This is a genomic window from Pseudoalteromonas ulvae UL12, from assembly GCF_014925405.1.
Classification (GTDB): domain Bacteria; phylum Pseudomonadota; class Gammaproteobacteria; order Enterobacterales; family Alteromonadaceae; genus Pseudoalteromonas; species Pseudoalteromonas ulvae.
In genome coordinates this window covers 362,504-380,023 of sequence record NZ_AQHJ01000028.1, presented here as the reverse complement: position 1 = coordinate 380,023, position 17,520 = coordinate 362,504, and the positions used below count along the sequence as shown (strand labels likewise).

General features: G+C 40.4%; 15 protein-coding genes. 6 read left to right on the top strand and 9 right to left on the bottom strand.

The annotated features are described in order from the left end of the window. Nucleotides 1-9: 9 nt before the first annotated feature. The 8 genes from PULV_RS12065 to cspD all read right to left on the bottom strand — a co-directional run bounded on the left by PULV_RS12065 (nucleotide 10) and on the right by cspD (nucleotide 8,358). The gene (locus PULV_RS12065) at nucleotides 10-1,158 is read right to left on the bottom strand and encodes a cupin domain-containing protein (protein WP_193331833.1); all 1,149 of its coding nucleotides are present in this window, start codon (nucleotides 1,156-1,158) and stop codon (nucleotides 10-12) included. An 80-nt stretch (nucleotides 1,159-1,238) separates the two neighbouring features. Next, the gene (purB, locus tag PULV_RS12060; protein ID WP_086745201.1) at nucleotides 1,239-2,606 is read right to left on the bottom strand and encodes an adenylosuccinate lyase; all 1,368 of its coding nucleotides are present in this window, start codon (nucleotides 2,604-2,606) and stop codon (nucleotides 1,239-1,241) included. A gap of 32 nt (nucleotides 2,607-2,638) precedes the next feature. Further along, nucleotides 2,639-3,244, bottom strand: a complete 606-nt coding sequence (hflD, locus tag PULV_RS12055; protein WP_086745200.1) for a high frequency lysogenization protein HflD — start codon at nucleotides 3,242-3,244, stop codon at nucleotides 2,639-2,641. Continuing rightward, nucleotides 3,241-4,341 (bottom strand): tRNA 2-thiouridine(34) synthase MnmA, encoded by a 1,101-nt coding sequence (gene mnmA, locus PULV_RS12050; protein WP_086745199.1) that lies wholly within the window; start codon nucleotides 4,339-4,341, stop codon nucleotides 3,241-3,243. Before mnmA ends, hflD begins: the two co-directional genes overlap by 4 nt. A 78-nt stretch (nucleotides 4,342-4,419) precedes the next feature. Beyond that, the gene (locus tag PULV_RS12045) at nucleotides 4,420-4,857 is read right to left on the bottom strand and encodes an NUDIX domain-containing protein (RefSeq protein ID WP_086745198.1); all 438 of its coding nucleotides are present in this window, start codon (nucleotides 4,855-4,857) and stop codon (nucleotides 4,420-4,422) included. Further along, the gene (locus PULV_RS12040) at nucleotides 4,857-5,480 is read right to left on the bottom strand and encodes a pseudouridine synthase (protein WP_086745197.1); all 624 of its coding nucleotides are present in this window, start codon (nucleotides 5,478-5,480) and stop codon (nucleotides 4,857-4,859) included. Before PULV_RS12040 ends, PULV_RS12045 begins: the two co-directional genes overlap by 1 nt. A 92-nt stretch (nucleotides 5,481-5,572) precedes the next feature. Next, nucleotides 5,573-7,801 (bottom strand): NADP-dependent isocitrate dehydrogenase, encoded by a 2,229-nt coding sequence (locus PULV_RS12035; RefSeq protein ID WP_193331832.1) that lies wholly within the window; start codon nucleotides 7,799-7,801, stop codon nucleotides 5,573-5,575. Nucleotides 7,802-8,142: 341 nt separating this feature from the next. Further along, nucleotides 8,143-8,358 (bottom strand): cold shock domain-containing protein CspD, encoded by a 216-nt coding sequence (cspD, locus tag PULV_RS12030; protein WP_086745195.1) that lies wholly within the window; start codon nucleotides 8,356-8,358, stop codon nucleotides 8,143-8,145. Between the two features lie 211 nt (nucleotides 8,359-8,569). On the opposite strand from cspD, the gene clpS reads away from it, so the two are divergent. Then, complete coding sequence (clpS, locus tag PULV_RS12025; RefSeq protein WP_086745194.1) at nucleotides 8,570-8,887, top strand: ATP-dependent Clp protease adapter ClpS; 318 nt, start codon at nucleotides 8,570-8,572, stop codon at nucleotides 8,885-8,887. Between the two features lie 32 nt (nucleotides 8,888-8,919). Beyond that, a complete protein-coding gene (gene clpA, locus PULV_RS12020) occupies nucleotides 8,920-11,184 on the top strand; it encodes an ATP-dependent Clp protease ATP-binding subunit ClpA (protein WP_086745193.1) in 2,265 nt (754 codons plus the stop codon). A gap of 221 nt (nucleotides 11,185-11,405) precedes the next feature. Here clpA and PULV_RS12015 read toward each other — a convergent pair whose 3' ends face one another. Continuing rightward, complete coding sequence (locus tag PULV_RS12015; protein ID WP_193331831.1) at nucleotides 11,406-12,710, bottom strand: NAD(P)/FAD-dependent oxidoreductase; 1,305 nt, start codon at nucleotides 12,708-12,710, stop codon at nucleotides 11,406-11,408. Between the two features lie 280 nt (nucleotides 12,711-12,990). On the opposite strand from PULV_RS12015, the gene PULV_RS12010 reads away from it, so the two are divergent. The 4 genes from PULV_RS12010 to PULV_RS11995 all read left to right on the top strand — a co-directional run bounded on the left by PULV_RS12010 (nucleotide 12,991) and on the right by PULV_RS11995 (nucleotide 17,517). Beyond that, nucleotides 12,991-13,770: a hypothetical protein gene (locus PULV_RS12010; protein WP_140372866.1), complete on the top strand. Its 780-nt coding sequence runs from the start codon at nucleotides 12,991-12,993 to the stop codon at nucleotides 13,768-13,770. A gap of 116 nt (nucleotides 13,771-13,886) precedes the next feature. Next, nucleotides 13,887-14,651, top strand: coding sequence for a hypothetical protein (locus PULV_RS12005; RefSeq protein WP_193331830.1), 765 nt, complete (start codon nucleotides 13,887-13,889; stop codon nucleotides 14,649-14,651). Nucleotides 14,652-14,712: 61 nt separating this feature from the next. Continuing rightward, a complete protein-coding gene (locus PULV_RS12000; RefSeq protein WP_193331829.1) occupies nucleotides 14,713-15,264 on the top strand; it encodes a lipid-binding SYLF domain-containing protein in 552 nt (183 codons plus the stop codon). 546 nt (nucleotides 15,265-15,810) lie between these two features. Further along, nucleotides 15,811-17,517: an MFS transporter gene (locus PULV_RS11995; protein WP_193331828.1), complete on the top strand. Its 1,707-nt coding sequence runs from the start codon at nucleotides 15,811-15,813 to the stop codon at nucleotides 17,515-17,517. Nucleotides 17,518-17,520: the final 3 nt, after the last annotated feature.

The following is a 17,520-nucleotide window of genomic DNA, read 5'->3' as shown; positions in this document are numbered from 1 at the left end:
ACCCCTCATTTACTCAATATACCAGTAGCCCTCGTTTATAAGTGTAGTTAAGGTTTGCATGAAAATTTGATTGTTTATTGAACTTTTTAACTGGTCGGATGTGATTTGCGTCTGTTCTGTTAACAATTTTGCATCATCTAATTGATTTAATGGTAAATTATAATTAGTACCATTAATGCTTAATAAGAGTGTATCAGGCTGAAGTTGATAAATAGCACGCAGGCCGCCAACGCGATACAAAACGATGTCATCCGCTTGGCACAGCTCTTTGATTTCTTCTACTGTATAAGGTTCATCAGGAGCCGCTAAATCCATGTCATGTTTGGCAGTCGATAAAAATTGTCCTAACCAATTTTGTAATTGCTCTGTATGTTGAATTTGACTCATTAATAAGCTTTGAATACGTGTAAATTCTGCTTGAGTCAGTTCGCCTATTGACTCAGTGAGTAATAAATCGGGATCGCTATAACGCTGTTTACCGAGTTCGTTATCAATTAAGTAGTCACTAAATGATGAAAGCATATCGATTTGATTTGGTGCACGAAAACCGACAGAGTAGTTGAGTGCATTTTCTGTCGCATAGCCTTCATGAGGGCAACCAGGTGGAATATATAAAATATCACCAGGCTCCAGCACAGTATCAATCACTGCCTCAAATTGTGTGATTTGCAATAAATCTTTACATGGGATCACTTCATTGAGTGTTTGTTCTGCCACACCGACACGCCAATGACGTTTACCGGCTCCTTGAATGATGAAGACGTCGTATTGATCAAGATGAGGGCCAACACCTCCACCTGGAGTTGAGTACGAAATCATTAAATCATCGATTCGCCAATTAGGGATAAAGCGAAATGGCGCGAGCAGCTCTGCGGCTTCTGGGTGCCAATGATCGACGGCCTGTACTAAAAGAGTGGCATGGTGATCTGTGAGTAATGAAAAGTCTTCGAATGGCCCATGATGCGCTTGCCATTTTTCTTGGTGGTTGGTGACGATGCGTGACTCGACGCATTCTTCCATCGCTAATCCGGCCAATTCTTCAGCACTGAGCGGATCAATAAAATCATTGAATCCCTTTTTGATTAACAAGGGTTTTTTTTGCCAATATTGGTCAAGAAATTGCTGCTTGCTTAAACCATTGATGGTTAATTCATACATATTACAGATATCCACATTTTTGGGAAAAAAAAAGCGAAAGGCTGACCTTTCGCTTTTATTAAACAGTGCCTATGGCGCTATTATAGAGTATTCGTTAACTCAATAGCACGGCCAATGTAGTTAGCTGGTGTTAATTTTTTCATTTCAACTTTAGCTTCTTCAGGCAACTCAAGGCCATCGATAAAGTCAGCCATGATTTGTTGATTAACACGCTTACCACGGGTTAGCTCTTTGAGTTTTTCATATGGCTTTTCGATGCCATATTTACGCATCACTGTTTGAATTGGTTCAGCAAGTAATTCCCAGTTTTGGTCAAGTTCTTCTAGCAACTTTGCTTCATTGACTTCTAGTTTGCTGATCCCTTTTAGGGTCGATTGGTAAGCAATCACAGCATAACCCATACCGACACCTAAATTACGCAGCACGGTAGAATCTGTTAAGTCACGTTGCCAACGAGAGATAGGTAATTTTTGAGCTAAATGACCAAATATCGCATTTGCTAAGCCTAAGTTACCTTCCGAGTTTTCAAAGTCGATAGGGTTAACTTTATGCGGCATAGTAGATGAGCCGATTTCACCTGCAACGGTTTTTTGCTTGAAATGGCCAAGGGCAATATAACCCCAAACATCACGATCGAAATCGATAAGAATGGTATTAAAACGTGCAACTGCATCAAATAATTCCGCAATGTAGTCATGGGGTTCTATTTGTGTAGTAAACGGATTGAATGTAATACCTAAACCAGTAATAAAGGCTTCTGCGTGGGCATGCCAATCGTAATCAGGGTAAGCACTTAGGTGAGCGTTGTAGTTACCAACAGCGCCGTTTGCTTTACCTAGCATTTCAATATTGGCGATTTGATCACGTTGACGTTTTAAACGTGCATACACGTTAGCCATTTCTTTACCCATAGTCGAAGGTGAAGCAGGCTGACCGTGTGTACGAGTCATCATTGGAATGGCTTGATATTGGTGAGCTAAGCCTTTAATCGCGTCTAAAAGCTGATCACAGTATGGTAATAAAACAGCACTGCGGGCTTCAGATAACATTAATGCGTGAGATAGATTGTTAATATCTTCAGACGTACATGCAAAATGAATAAACTCGTTTACAGCATTAAGTTCTGGATTATTCGCTACTTTTTCTTTTAGAAGGTATTCAACCGCTTTAACATCGTGATTAGTGGTGCGTTCGATTTCCTTAACACGCGCCGCATCTGCTTCAGAAAAGTCTGTCACGATGGCATCTAAAATCGCATTTGCTTGGTCACTGAATGCAGGTACTTCTGCAATCGCTTGTGCACGTGAAAGTGCTTGTAACCAACGAACTTCTACCGTCACTCGGTATTTTATCAAGCCAAATTCGCTGAAAATGCTGCGAAGTTCTGATGTTTTGCTGCCGTAACGACCGTCAACAGGGGAGATAGCGGTTAACGCTGAAAGCTCCATAATAGCTCCTAATAATAATGTAAGATCTTAAGTTAATACATTGATTTTGCAGTTGTAACAATTTTACCTTTTGCCAAAAAGAAGTGACGACGCTTGCCACCCATCTGACGCCAAAGAACCGCAGCACGGATCCCGGCAAGTAATAAGGCTCGGATTTTATTCTGTACAGGCTTGTGAGAAAGTAAAGTCGGTTTGCCAAAGACCTGAATACGTTGGCCAAGAGGACTGACTACTTCTGCGTAAATATCAGCAAAACTAGCGATGATTGTTTCGTCATGGATATCAAAATGATTCAAACGTCGTTTGATGTCATCAAGACGACTGCCAAGAAGTGCCATGTTTTGTGGCTTAGCATTGAGAGCGCGTTCGAGTTGAATCAGCCCCCCGACATATTTGACCATTTCAATATCTTTTTCTGAGCCGCTTTCTAGCTGCTGAACAACCAGGCGATAACCGTCACGCAAATTGCCATGCGAGCCGTATATTTCTTCAGGGCTATCAGGATCGGTTTGGATTAAACTCAGCAGCATAATATCCAGATCATGGTCATTTAGTTGACCGTATTGAGCAACTTTTTGCACATACTTAGCGACTTGGCACATTGCAGCCAGCGCCATTACTTGGTTTTGCATACTCATTTGATAACCGAATCGATAATGCCGCCGCCTAGACATACATCGTCAGAATAAAATACTGCTGACTGACCCGGAGTGACTGCTTTTTCGGGTTGGTCAAATAATACGCGGGCATAGCCATCATCGCCAACCAACAAAGTACAAGCTACATCGGTTTGACGATAACGGGTTTTAACAGTACAGCGTAAGGTGGTTTTTGGACCGACTCGGTCGACCCAATGCAACTGATTTGCCATCAAACCATTGGCATAAAGGCGCGGGTGATCTTTTCCTTGACCAACAACGAGTACATTACGCTCGAGATCTTTATCGACTACATACCATGGCTCGCCAGAGCCTTCTTTCATGCCACCGATCAGCAGACCTTTTCGCTGGCCTAACGTATGGTACATAAGACCTTCGTGATCGCCGACAACTTGACCATCGGTGTCTTCAATTTTCCCAGGTTGTGCCGGTAAAAACTTTTGTAAGAAATCTTTAAATTTACGCTCACCAATAAAGCAAATCCCGGTGCTGTCTTTTTTATCGTGTGTGATCAGGTTTTGCTCTTCTGCAATACGTCTTACTTCTGGCTTTTCTATTTCGCCGACAGGAAATAAGGTTTGAGCTAAGTGTTCGTGACTGAGAGTGTATAAGAAATAGCTTTGATCTTTGTTGTTGTCATCACCACGCAGCATGACATATTGATCATCACGCAGCGCACGGCGAACGTAATGGCCTGTAGCAATAAAATCAGCATTGAGAGCTTCTGCCGCAAATTGTAAAAAGGCTTTAAATTTAATTTCCTTATTACACATGATATCTGGATTGGGGGTACGACCCGCTTTGTATTCCTCAAGGAAATACTCGAACACGTTATCCCAATATTCTGAAGCAAAATTGACGGTATGAAGAGGGATGCCTAATTTTTCACAGACAGCCTGAGCGTCTTTGAGATCGTCCGCTGCAGCGCAGTATTCATCAGTATCATCTTCTTCCCAGTTTTTCATGAAAAGGCCTTCAACCTGATACCCTTGTTGCATTAACAAGTAGGCAGAAACGGAAGAATCGACACCACCGGACATACCGACGATGACTTTGATGTTACTGTTGTCGCTCATAGTGATACTAACTAAAGATTTTAAAGGCGCATATTGTAGCACGCAATTGCGGATGGCTAAATGGTAACTTAATGCTAATTAACCACAAATATACTCTAAACTCATTCTCGGTCGTTGTTCCGAGTCAGTAAGGCATTGCAGCACTAATGGACTTCGCAAAGTGTAGTGATGAAGCTCATTTTTTGTTAACCAGAGAGCTTGTTCGATGTCGCTGTCTTGTGGTGCTAGAGGATGATCTAAGGTATCAACTTGAAAATAAAAACAAAATCTTAGATAGTCAATGCCATTGGGCGCACGATATCGATAAGTACCAATGAAGCTTTCTGGCTGTAAATGTAAGCCTGTTTCTTCGAGCAGTTCTCTTTGGCAGGCTTCAATTAAGGTCTCATTTTGCTCTAAGTGCCCAGCAGGTTGATTGATGACCCGCTGATTAGTTGTTTTGTCTTTTTCTAGTACAAAAAGATACTTATCTTGATGTTGAACAACGGCTGCAACAGTCACATGAGGTTTGTGCATTATTGGACCTTAGATACATCTTTAAATTGACCATTTTCGATACCCTCTATCGTCCATTGCCCAACACGGTAACGGATCAAGCGCAAAGTAGGATGGCCAATGTGCGCGGTCATTCGTCTTACTTGTCTATTTCGTCCTTCAGTGAGAGTGACAGATAACCAAGTGGTAGGAATATTTTGGCGCTCGCGAATAGGTGGGGTTCGTGGCCAGATATTAGGTTCATCAATCATTTCAACTTTTGCGGGCAAGGTCATACCGTCTTTGAGCTCAACGCCTTCACACAGTTGTGTAATTGCGTGTTGGGTCGGGACACCCTCCACTTGTACCCAGTAGGTTTTACTGGTTTTATGTTTGGGGGAAGCCAGTTTATTTTGCAGTTGTCCGTCATTGGTCAACACCAGTAATCCTTCACTATCGCGATCGAGTCGCCCGGCGGCATAGATATCTTTAATGGAGACAAAATCGGCTAATGTTTGGCGTCCTTCTTGATCCGTAAATTGGCACAACACATCAAAAGGTTTATTGAACAGCACAATTTTTTGTTCACTTGGCCGTGGTTTGATGGATTTTTGAGTTGGTTTTTTACGTTGAATAGATGGGCGCTTACCCTGCGGTGAAGGCATAAGATCACTCTGAGTTCGATTAATGGGTTAATTATACTGAGATAAACAAAAAAGGGCACCGAAGTGCCCTGATTGTTTTAATAAATTATCAATTAGATTTTGTCGATAATTGTATTAAGGGTCGCACTTGGGCGCATTGCTTTACTGGCAAGCTCATCGCTTGGGAAGTAATAACCGTTCACATCAACGCTGACACCTTGAGCAGAGTTTAGCTCGTTTACGATTGTCATTTCGTTTTCAGCAAGCTCTGCAGCTGGCGTTGCAAAAATTGCTGCTAGTTCAGCATTTGCTGTTTGTGCAGCTAACGCTTGAGCCCAGTAAAGAGTCAAGTAGAAGTGGCTACCACGGTTGTCTAGCTCATTTACGCGGCGTGAAGGCGATTTATTTTCTTGCAAGAACTTAGCTGTCGCTTCGTCTAGAGTATCCGCTAACACTTTTGCTTTAGCATTATCAGCTGTCACACTTAAGTGCTCTAAAGACGCAGCAAGTGCTAAGAATTCACCAAGAGAATCCCAACGTAAGTGGTTTTCTTTTTCGAACTGTTGAACGTGCTTAGGTGCTGAACCACCTGCACCCGTTTCGAATAAACCACCACCATTCATTAGTGGTACGATAGAGAGCATTTTTGCGCTCGTACCAAGCTCAAGAATTGGGAATAAATCTGTTAGGTAATCACGAAGTACGTTACCTGTAACAGAAATAGTATCCAGACCTTGCTTGATACGCTCTAATGAGAATTTTGTCGCGTCGATAGGAGAAAGAATGTGGATCTCTAATCCTGCGGTGTCATGCTGTGGTAAATATGCATTTACTTTTTTGATTAACTGGGCATCGTGTGCACGGTTTTCATCTAACCAAAATACAGCAGGCGTATCAGATAAACGAGCACGATTCACAGCAAGCTTAACCCAATCTTGGATTGGTGCATCTTTCACCTGACACATGCGCCAAATATCACCTTGTGCAACAGTGTGTTGCAGCAATACAGTACCGTTAGTGTCAACTACGCGTATTTCACCTGCCGCTGCGACTTCAAACGTTTTGTCGTGCGAGCCGTATTCTTCAGCTTTTTGAGCCATCAAACCAACATTCGGTACGCTACCCATAGTTGTAGGATCAAATGCGCCATGTTCTTTACAGAAATCGATAGTGGCTTGATAAACGCCAGCATAGCTACGATCAGGGATAATCGCTTTAGTATCTTTTAATTGACCATCCGGGCCCCACATTTGACCTGAAGAACGAATACAAGCAGGCATTGAAGCATCGATGATAACATCACTAGGAACATGAAGATTAGTGATGCCTTTGTCAGAGTCAACCATGGCAAGTGCAGGGCGCTCGGCATAAACAGCGGCAATGTCAGCTTCTATTTCTTGACGTTTTTCTGTTGGTAATGTTTGGATCTTGCTATATACATCACCTAAGCCGTTATTTACATCAACACCTAATTCAGCAAATAATGCTGCGTGTTTCGCAAAAACGTCTTTAAAGAATACAGTGACAGCATGACCAAAGATAATTGGGTCTGACACTTTCATCATGGTGGCTTTTAAGTGGACAGATAAAAGCACATCTTCTTGTTTTGCTTTATTAATCTCAAGCTCTAAGAATTCACGCAATGCAGCAGCACTTAACACTGAAGAGTCAATGACTTCACCGGCTAATAACGGTGTGCTTGCTTTTAGCACTGTAATCTCACCATTTGCAGCAACGTGTTCAATACGAACATCTGTTGCTTGCTCAACAGTTACAGATTGCTCTGACGCGAAAAAATCACCTTGTGTCATGCTTGCTACGTGAGATTTTGAGTTTTTATCCCATGCACCCATTGAATGAGGATTTGTTTTTGCATATTGCTTTACAGAACCAGGTGCACGACGATCTGAATTACCTTCACGAAGTACAGGGTTTACCGCACTGCCTTTGATTTTATCGTAAGTCGCTTTAACTGCTTTTTCTTCGTCAGTTTTCGCTTCTTCTGGGTAGTTTGGTAGTGCATATCCTTGTGCTTGTAACTCTTTGACAACAGCTTGTAATTGAGGGACAGAAGCACTGATATTAGGAAGTTTAATGATGTTTGCTTCAGGTGTTTTTGCAAGATCACCCAATTCAGCTAACGCATCACCGATACGTTGTTCTTCGGTAAGGTACTCAGGGAAGTTTGCAATAACACGACCAGCTAAAGAAATATCGCGCGTTTCAACTTCAACACCGGAAACTTTGGTGAATGCTTGGATAATGGGTAAAAGTGAATACGTTGCTAAAGCCGGCGCTTCGTCGGTCTTGGTATATATGATCTTTGATGTTTTTGTAGTCATCATTCTTCCTAAAGTGTGGGCGTAAACGCCTTAATCAACAATGCATTTCATTGCTACTCAATATTGATAGAGTAAGTCAATTAGAGATATCCAATAATGACGGCAGCAGTACCATGATTATTTGAATAATTTGAAACTGAATTTAAACAGCAAATAAGAAGATTGCAAATTAATCCAGTCAAGTTTTCGCGCATTAGTATATCAGTGAGTTAGTAAATAAAACAGGGGGGGCTTATTACCGAATAGTATAAGTTGAAACACAAAACAGAAAGAAAAGGGCAATAAAGGGATAGATAAACAAAAAGCGGGTTAACCCGCTTTTATTGCTTGAGAAATACTGGTTAGAGCATTTCTCCACTCGGTTCTATATTGGTTGCGTGGAGCCCTTTTGGACCTTCTTGCAATTCAAATGTAACGTCTTGGCCAGCTTTAAGCGTTTTGTAACCATCCATTGTGATTGTTGAAAAGTGTGCAAAGATGTCTTCTTCACGACCATCAGCAACAATGAAACCAAACCCTTTTGCGTTATTGAACCATTTGACTTTTCCGCAAGCCATACTTCTACATCCTTCTATAAGTTGACTAATTTAGTTATTCTAAACAACTATAAATTGGTAAACTGGTTAGTGACTAACCATGTTCATAAACGACTGTAGTTTAAATGAGCAATCAGTCAAGTGTTTTTGGTTGTTTTTTTAATCAAATATTTTTTTATTATTTTACTTCTCAAGTTTGCTTGAGAACCCATGAGATGACTATATTAATATTATGAGTGGTTATAAAGAGTCTGATGTAATTGATACCGTTAAGGACACTGAAAAGCAAAAGCTTAAGCCTCCAAGACAGTATCAAGTAATCCTAAATAATGATGATTACACCCCTATGGACTTTGTCATAGAAGTAATCATGACATTTTTTAATAAAACAAATGAACAAGCGGCAGAGATTATGCTTAAAGTTCATTACGAGGGGCGAGCAGTGTGCGGTGTTTATTCTGCAGAAATTGCTGAAACCAAAGCGGCTCAAGTTAATCAATACGCACGTGATAATGAGCATCCACTGCTATGTAGTTATGAGCAGGTATAACCAGATACATTCTGAGCTGTTAGGAGTTGCCTATGCTAAACAAAGATCTTGAAATTACCCTAAACTCAGCTTTTCGTGAAGCGAGAACCCGTCGCCATGAGTTTATGACGGTTGAACATTTACTATTAGCTTTACTTGATAACCCAGCCGCCATTGAAGCGTTAACGGGCTGCGGCACCGACTTGTCTTCATTAAAAACATCCTTGTCTGACTTTATTGATGAAACAACGCCGTTAATCCCTGAACTTGAGCAAGACAGAGAAACACAACCGACACTTGGTTTTCAGCGTGTATTACAACGTGCTGTTTTTCATGTGCAATCTTCGGGTAAAAACGAAGTAACAGGGGCTAATGTTTTGGTCGCTATTTTTAGCGAACAAGAAAGTCAGGCTGTATATTTACTTAAAAAGAACGATGTCACCAGACTTGATATCGTCAATTACATCTCTCATGGAATTTCAAAATTAGACTCGCATCATGACGACGAAGAACATGAGGAGATGTCCGATGAAATTCTCGAAACCCCTCAGGAAGAGTCGAATCAGCTGACTAATTTTACTTCAAACTTAAATCAGCAAGCTGAGCAAGGTCACATAGATCCATTAATTGGACGCGATGCTGAAGTTGAACGTGCGGTACAGGTATTATGTCGTCGTAAAAAGAACAATCCATTATTAGTGGGTGAAGCGGGTGTTGGTAAAACAGCTATCGCAGAAGGGCTTGCTTATCGTATTGTTAATGATGATGTACCAGAAGTGATTAAAGACGCGGTTGTTTATTCTCTTGATATGGGCGCTTTGCTTGCAGGGACTAAATACCGTGGTGACTTCGAAAAACGCTTCAAATCATTGTTAAAACAGCTTCAAAAAGAACCAGATGCCATTTTGTTTATTGACGAAATTCATACCATCATTGGGGCGGGCGCTGCGTCGGGTGGTGTGATGGATGCGTCTAATTTAATTAAGCCTTTGCTCTCAAGCGGAAAACTTCGTTGTATGGGGTCGACCACATATGGCGAGTTTAAAAATATCTTTGAAAAAGATCGTGCTTTAGTGCGTCGTTTTCAAAAGATTGATGTGGCAGAGCCATCCGTCGAAGATACCACAAAAATATTAAACGGCTTAAAAGAGCGCTATGAGCAACACCATGGTATTCGTTATACACAAAAAGCGCTGCGCGCTGCTGCAGAGCTTAGTGCAAAATACATCAATGAACGTCATTTACCTGATAAAGCAATCGATGTAATTGATGAAGCTGGAGCCAACCAACGTTTGCTTACTGCGTCTAAACGCAAAAAAACCATAGGTGTGGCTGATATTGAACAAATCATCGCCAAAATGGCGCGGATCCCTCAACAAAGCGTGTCTTCGTCTGATAAAGAAACCTTAAAGAATATTGACCGTAATCTTAAAATGGTGGTGTTTGGGCAAGATGAATCAATCGATGCACTTACTGCGGCGATTAGGCTCTCACGCTCAGGGTTATCGAGTGAAGACAAACCAATCGGCTCTTTCTTGTTTGCCGGTCCAACCGGGGTCGGTAAAACTGAAGTCACAAAGCAACTAGCTAAGTGTATGGGTGTTGATTTAATCAGATTTGATATGTCTGAATATATGGAGCGCCATGCAATTAGTCGTTTGATTGGGGCACCACCAGGATATGTTGGTTTTGAACAAGGGGGGTTACTCACTGAGGCTGTGATTAAACAACCGCACGCGGTCGTCTTGCTTGATGAGATTGAAAAAGCACATTCCGATATTTTTAATATCCTGCTTCAGGTCATGGATCATGGAACATTGACAGACAACAATGGTCGTAAAGCTGATTTTAGAAATATTATTTTAGTGATGACCACCAATGCCGGTGTACAAGAAACAATACGTAAATCAATTGGTTTTAAACAGCAAGATCATTCTCATGATGCGCTGTCTGAAATTAATAAAACATTTACTCCTGAGTTTAGAAATCGCCTTGATAACATTATTTGGTTTAATCACCTTAATGAAGAAGTGATTTTACAAGTGGTTGATAAGTTTATTGTTGAATTACAAGCACAATTAGATAAGAAGTCGGTGTGTCTTGAGTTGACAGATAAAGCACGTCAATGGCTTGCTAATGAAGGATATGATCAAGCAATGGGCGCTCGCCCGATGGCTCGGGTCATTCAAGAGAGGTTGAAAAAGCCTTTAGCCAATGAAATTTTGTTTGGTGCACTTACCGAAGGTGGCACGGTTAAAATTAACTTGATAGATAATAAACTCGATTTTACCTTTGAAGGTAACCTAGCCACGGTTTAATAGGTTCAGTTACTAAGAAACTCGATGTTTTTAAAAGCCAGTAGAGTCGCTCTACTGGCTTTATGTTGACTGAAATTTAAACCATCGAAACTGATTACACGCAAAAGCAAGCATCCAGCATTAACTACCTAACAATTCACTGTCAAAACTTTCACGAAAGATCAACAGCCTCTTGATTAACTCATCATGTGAATTATCTATTAAATAGAGAGCAGGTTAATTTAGTGTAATTTCATTTTTGGACGAACAATACGCATCATTTTTTCACTGAGCCATAAACCTATGGTGCGCCAAGTACCGTGAATAGCGCGTTGATGCATGCGATATAAAGAGATATACATGATGCGTGCAATTTTCCCTTCAATAAAAAAACTATTCTTAGTTAAATTACCCATTAAACTACCAACAGTACTAAATCGAGATAAGTTAACTAATGAGCCATGATCTTGATAACGAAATGGTTGCAGCTCTCTTCCTTTAACACATGCTATGAGGTTGGCTTTCACCGTTTTAGCCATTTGATGGGCAGACTGAGCCCGAGGAGGGACTAGGGAGCCATCAGCTTGTGTAAAAGCGCAACAGTCCCCGATAACAAATATCGCATCATCAGCGGTTGATTGTAGAAAGTCATTGACTTTTATTTGGTTATTGCGAGTTAACTCAAATAACCCTAATTCTTTAATAAAATCAGGTGCTTTGACACCAGCAGCCCACACCATGATATCTGCATCAATTTGTTGTTCATCTTGGATAATAAAGCCTTTGCTTGTCGCCGCCTTTACTTGGGTATTTTCAGTGATATGCACGCCTAATTGGCTCAATTCGCGTTTAGCTGATAGTGCAATGCGTTCTGATAATGCGGGCAAAATACGTGGACCGGCTTCAATCAAGCTAATGTGTAATTTATTCGCGGTCATATTGGTTAAACCATACATTTTTAGCAAATCAGTCACATGATAAAGCTCAGCTGATAGTTCGACTCCTGTAGCCCCACCGCCAACGATGGCAATTTTAAGCGGAGTATCAGAGTCATTGCTTTGATGTACACGGGTAAAGTTATCTAAAAGCGCATGTTGAAACCGCTCAGCCTGTTGATTTGAATCGAGAAAATAACAATGATCTTTTATACCGGGCGTATTGAAATCGTTACTCACGCTACCAATAGCCAACACTAAATAATCATAATCTAACGTTCGTTGCGGTAAAATCTCATGGCCGTCTTCATCAGATAATGCACCTAATGTGAGCGTTTTTTGTTGCTGATCTAAGTCAACAAAGGTGCCTAATACAAAGCGGTAGGAATGTTTTGCGGCATGGGCACTATAAATAACACCATCTAGATCGGCGTCAAGTGAGCCTGTCGCGACCTCATGAAGTAGCGGTTTCCATATGTGACTACGATTTTTATCAACTAAAAAAATCTCAGCGTGTTCTTTTTTCCCTAAACTGTGACCTAATTGTGTTGCCAGTGCTAGCCCGCCAGCTCCACCACCGACAATGACAATTTTTGGACGTATTATTGACATGATATTTCCTCAAAAGTAGTAAAGGGATGACTTAAACGTGCCAGCCCTTTAATACCTCAGGAATTCATCTGTGAGTGTGCCAAAACAGACGCAAAGATCATACACATTAATTGTAAAAATTGTTTAATGAAACACTGGCTTATATCTTCGGGTATGTTGAGTTTCTACTTAAAACATGGTCAACTATTGAAAATGATTACAATGATGATTTTAAATGATTTTTCAAATAATAGGGATGTTAATTGTTTTTTGCGCGGTTATGTTATTAATGAGTTTAATCGTGAGCAGTTGCGTACAATTAATACAAAAACTTGCAAATTGGCGACAGAAAAATTTAATCCTAGGTTTACAATCCCTCAGTCAATATGTTGAGACACAAGTACATGAGTGGGAGGATGAAAAAGCACACTCTCTTTCTAATTTGCATCAATCACTTCAAGGTGCATTTTTGCAGCAATTAACCCCTGTGATTGGTGGCTCCCATCGCTGGCTCAGTTATCGACGAAGCGAAATAACAGTGGCAGAGCTTACTTCGCAAATCGAAGCTGTGTTGTTACACAATGGTGTCAACAATAAGCAGGGGATTGCTGAGCTGTGTCAAAAAGCAGGACACTATTTTTCTCGTATTGAAGTCGAGATGCGGTTTCGTTTTCGTCGTCTTACCCACATAAGTGCTTTATTTTTCACCGTTATGTTGGTTGTGGTCTTTCAATTGGATGCAATTGAAATTATTGAAAAAGGGATGAATTTAACAGCACCCCAACAGCAAGTTTTAAGTCAAGCCATTCAAGAGACATGCTCTATTGCGAGCTCCGAAGATCAACAACTATTGTGTTTGGCTAATGCACTTATGCAAAGCAATATGATTAGCTTCACTGTGCTTCCTGATGGGATTGAATATTATGTGCCAATCTCGCATGGACAACTTGATGTATTTACTTTGATAAGTCGCTTGTTTGGCTTATTGTGCTCAGTGGTGTTGATATCTCTTGGTTCACCATTTTGGTTTGAACGACTAAAATCTATTTTTGTGCTGAAAGAAGGGCTGAAAATTAAGTGATGACGAACCATCGAGAACGGATATTGTTAAAAGCAATGATACTGCTCGTTGTTTTGGCGTTATGGCCTTTACAAGTCATGTCACATCCTCAAGAGCGCCAAAAAAGTGATCATAGGGTGAAAACTGTTTATTTTATTTCTCGCTCCATTAATGACAATGAGTTTGAATATGCTCCCATAGAACGGTCACTGTTGAATATCTTGTATTCCGCGGTCGCTCCTCAGATTGACCTTGATATGTTTAAAACGACCTTAGCACGAGGGCTAGAGTTAATCGAATCTGAGCCCAATTACTGCTCGTATAATATAGTGAAAAATGAAGCGCGGAGTCAGGCAATGGTTTTTTCGAAGTTTCCATCGTCAATATACCCAAAGCGCAAACTGTTTTACATCGATCCTTCTTTATCAGATATACCTGTTGATAATACAGTCGCAGCGATTTCGAAAAACGCTAGAATCGGATTGGTCTCAAAAGCTTACTTTAGTGTGCTTAGCAAAGATCCGAGTCTCAACAAAGATAATTTCATTTTAATAAATGGGATGAATAAGCATCAACAGCTTGTACAGATGCTAATAAAAGGACGGTTAGATTTCATTATCGAATATCAATCTATCGTCGATGCATTCATCAGTGATTCAGATAAAAAGGTATACAGTCGGCGTCTTGAGGATTCTCAAGGCAATGAAATGGGATACTTTGTTTGCAGTCCAACTGATGAAGGCCGAGCTGTTATTGAAAAAATAAATAATTTATTTTTAAGCAAAGCATTTCAACAATGGATAAAAGATTATCACTATACGCATTTTCCTGCAGATGATGCACGTATTTTGTTGCAAATATACCAACAGCAATTTGGGTTGCCTTGGTTACTCGATAATTAAATGTAAAGGTCCTTTACACTTAGGTAATAGGGCATCACTCCCTTAGTAAGAAAGGTCAGAAATGAAAAAACTAATATTTGCAGCATGGTTAGGTCTTTTGATGTTTTGTCACCCTAGCAAAGCAGATGAATATTCTGCCACTGAGTCATCATTCAAAGAAATTAAGCAAACCGCACCGTTTTTCAACAATGCGTATGGTTATGCTGTTTTTCCAACAATAGGTAAAGGTGGGTTTGGGATAGGTGGCGCTTATGGGGAAGGGCGAGTTTATGAAAAATCTAGCCATGTCGGAAATACCACTCTTGCACAAGTGACGGTCGGCTTTCAACTCGGTGGTCAAGCATTCAGTCAAATTATCTTTTTTGAAGATAAACGTGCATTTACAGACTTTACCAGTGGCAATTTCGAGTTTGGCGCGCAAGCAAGCGCCGTAGCTTTAACAATCAGTGCAAATGCGCAAGCAGGCACTACGGGCGCAGAAGCTACTGCCGGCAACGCCCGCACTGCAAGCCCATATTATAAAGGTATGGCTGTATTTACATTAGCCAAAGGTGGGTTAATGTACGAAGCGAGCATTGGAGGACAAAAGTTTAGTTACACTGCGCAAAATTAATCCTTTTTCTTTAAGATGGAGAGTGCTTTACTCCATCTTTATTCAGGAAAACAAACGGTGGCTGCTTAGGTTCATACTTTTATCAAGGATAATGGAAGATATAACGCCTCTAAACTCTGAGTAATAGACCTATCTAGAGCGGCTATTTGCAGCGATAGCTGCGTTAAATAGACTAACAATAAAATTGCTCTTTACAGATCAGCTCGCCTAATTGTCCGTTAAAACCTTCGACAATCCGACAAAGAGTTCCCTTCGTTGTATATAATCAATCTGTCAGTACATAATTTAAATCTGTTTAATTCATTTAAAAATCAATAAGTTAAATTTATTAAATATTAGATTGCAACTGTTTATCTCTTTCTGAAGTGCGCAAAAAGGCTTGATCAGTTGATTAAAGTGACCCCAATAGTTGGACAAACTACTGGGGGTCTTTTTATGCATGACCATTTTGTCTTCTTAATTTGTGCTTAGCGTAATAATCCTTGCAAGGCCTAAGTAAAAAAAGTATTTTGTATATTATATTCAATAATAACAAGTGTACTGATTATGACGCAACGTACCCCTTTTGGTTCGAATTTTTATATCGCTAACGCTATGGAGATTTTTGAACGATTAGCTTGGTATGGCTTTTTTACCTTATCGTCTTTATATATGACTAGCCCAATCGCACAGGGAGGCCTTGGTTTTTCAGATAAAGAACGGGGTTTTTTGCAAGGGATGATCCCATTTTTACTCTACCTATTTCCGGTGATTACTGGTGCACTGGCCGACCGATACGGTTATAAAAAGATGTTTATTATTTCGTTCATAATTATGGCCCCTAGTTATTATATGCTGGGTCAGGTTACTGAATTTTGGTCATTTTGTGCAGTTTTCTTAGGGGTAGCAATAGGCGCCGCTTGTTTTAAACCGATAGTTGTAGGCACAGTTGCTCGTGTCACTGATGATACAAATCGTGGCTTAGGGTTTGGAATTTTTTATACTATGGTCAATGTCGGTGGCTTTTTAGGGCCACTTATCGCGGGATATATGCGGGTAATTGGCTGGGATATGGTGTTTATCATGTCATCATTATGGATAGTGCTAAATTTTATCCCCGTTATTTTTTTCTACCATGAACCGCAAAAAACAACCCGTACAGAGAGCCTGAAAACAGTCTTATCACAAGCACAACAAGTGTTAGGAAATGCGCGTTTAGCTGTGGTTGTCATTCCGCTTATTATCGCAATTATGATTGCTGCAAAAGGGTCAATCAGCTTCACAGTGTTCATTCAGTTAAGTCTTATATGGCTATTAATTAATGTCATTTGGAGCCGATTAATTAAGGGCTCGGTGGGGGGAGTGTGGTATCAAGAAACAATTAGAGTCGGAAATAAAAATTTTGTCACTTATTTACTGATTTTAAATGGATTTTGGACCATGTATTTACAGTTATTTATTACCACTCCTTTGTATATTCGCGACTTTGTAAACACCCAAGATTTAGTCATGATAATTGAGCGTTTTGTGCCCAGTTGGTTGGATTTCCTCGCGGCTGTCAATCCAGAAAAACTGACTGAATTTATTGAACATTCTATTCTAAAAGGCGATGTTAATGACCCAATGTTTACTCAGGCGCTGTATTTTGATTTGGTTAATTATAAAGTAATGGTTCCACCTGAGTTGATCAAAGAGGGTCTTAATAATGTATTAAAGCAAACTATTAGCGCCTCAGAGCTCACCTCTAATTGGATTAACCAGCATCGTCAAATCAACCCAGAATACTTAATTAACTTAGACTTTGCTTTAATCGTGATAGTGCAAATCGCAATCAGCAAATTATGTAATCAGTTAAAAGCCATTCCAGTCATTGTCAGTGGCACACTCCTTGTCGCTGTTGGTTATATTATTGGCGGCTTAGCTCATGGTATGTTATTAGGTGGTACGTTAATGGTGACCTCAATTTTAGTGTTTGCTGTCGGTGAAATGGTGGCATCTCCAAAAAGCCAAGAATACGTGGCCGCAATCGCACCTAAAGAAAATACGGCCATGTATATGGGGTATTATTTTGTTTCTATGGCGTTAGGTAATTTGTTTGCCGGGTTATTGTCGGGCTGGTTGTATTCAGAGTTGGCCAAAAAAGCAAATATGCCAATGATGATGTGGTGCATATTTGCTGCCATAGGTGGGATCACCGCTGTGCTTTTGATGTGGTTTGATGCCAAATTAACGCGAACGCAGCGTACTTTTAGCGCTGAATCAACTCTCGCCTAATAA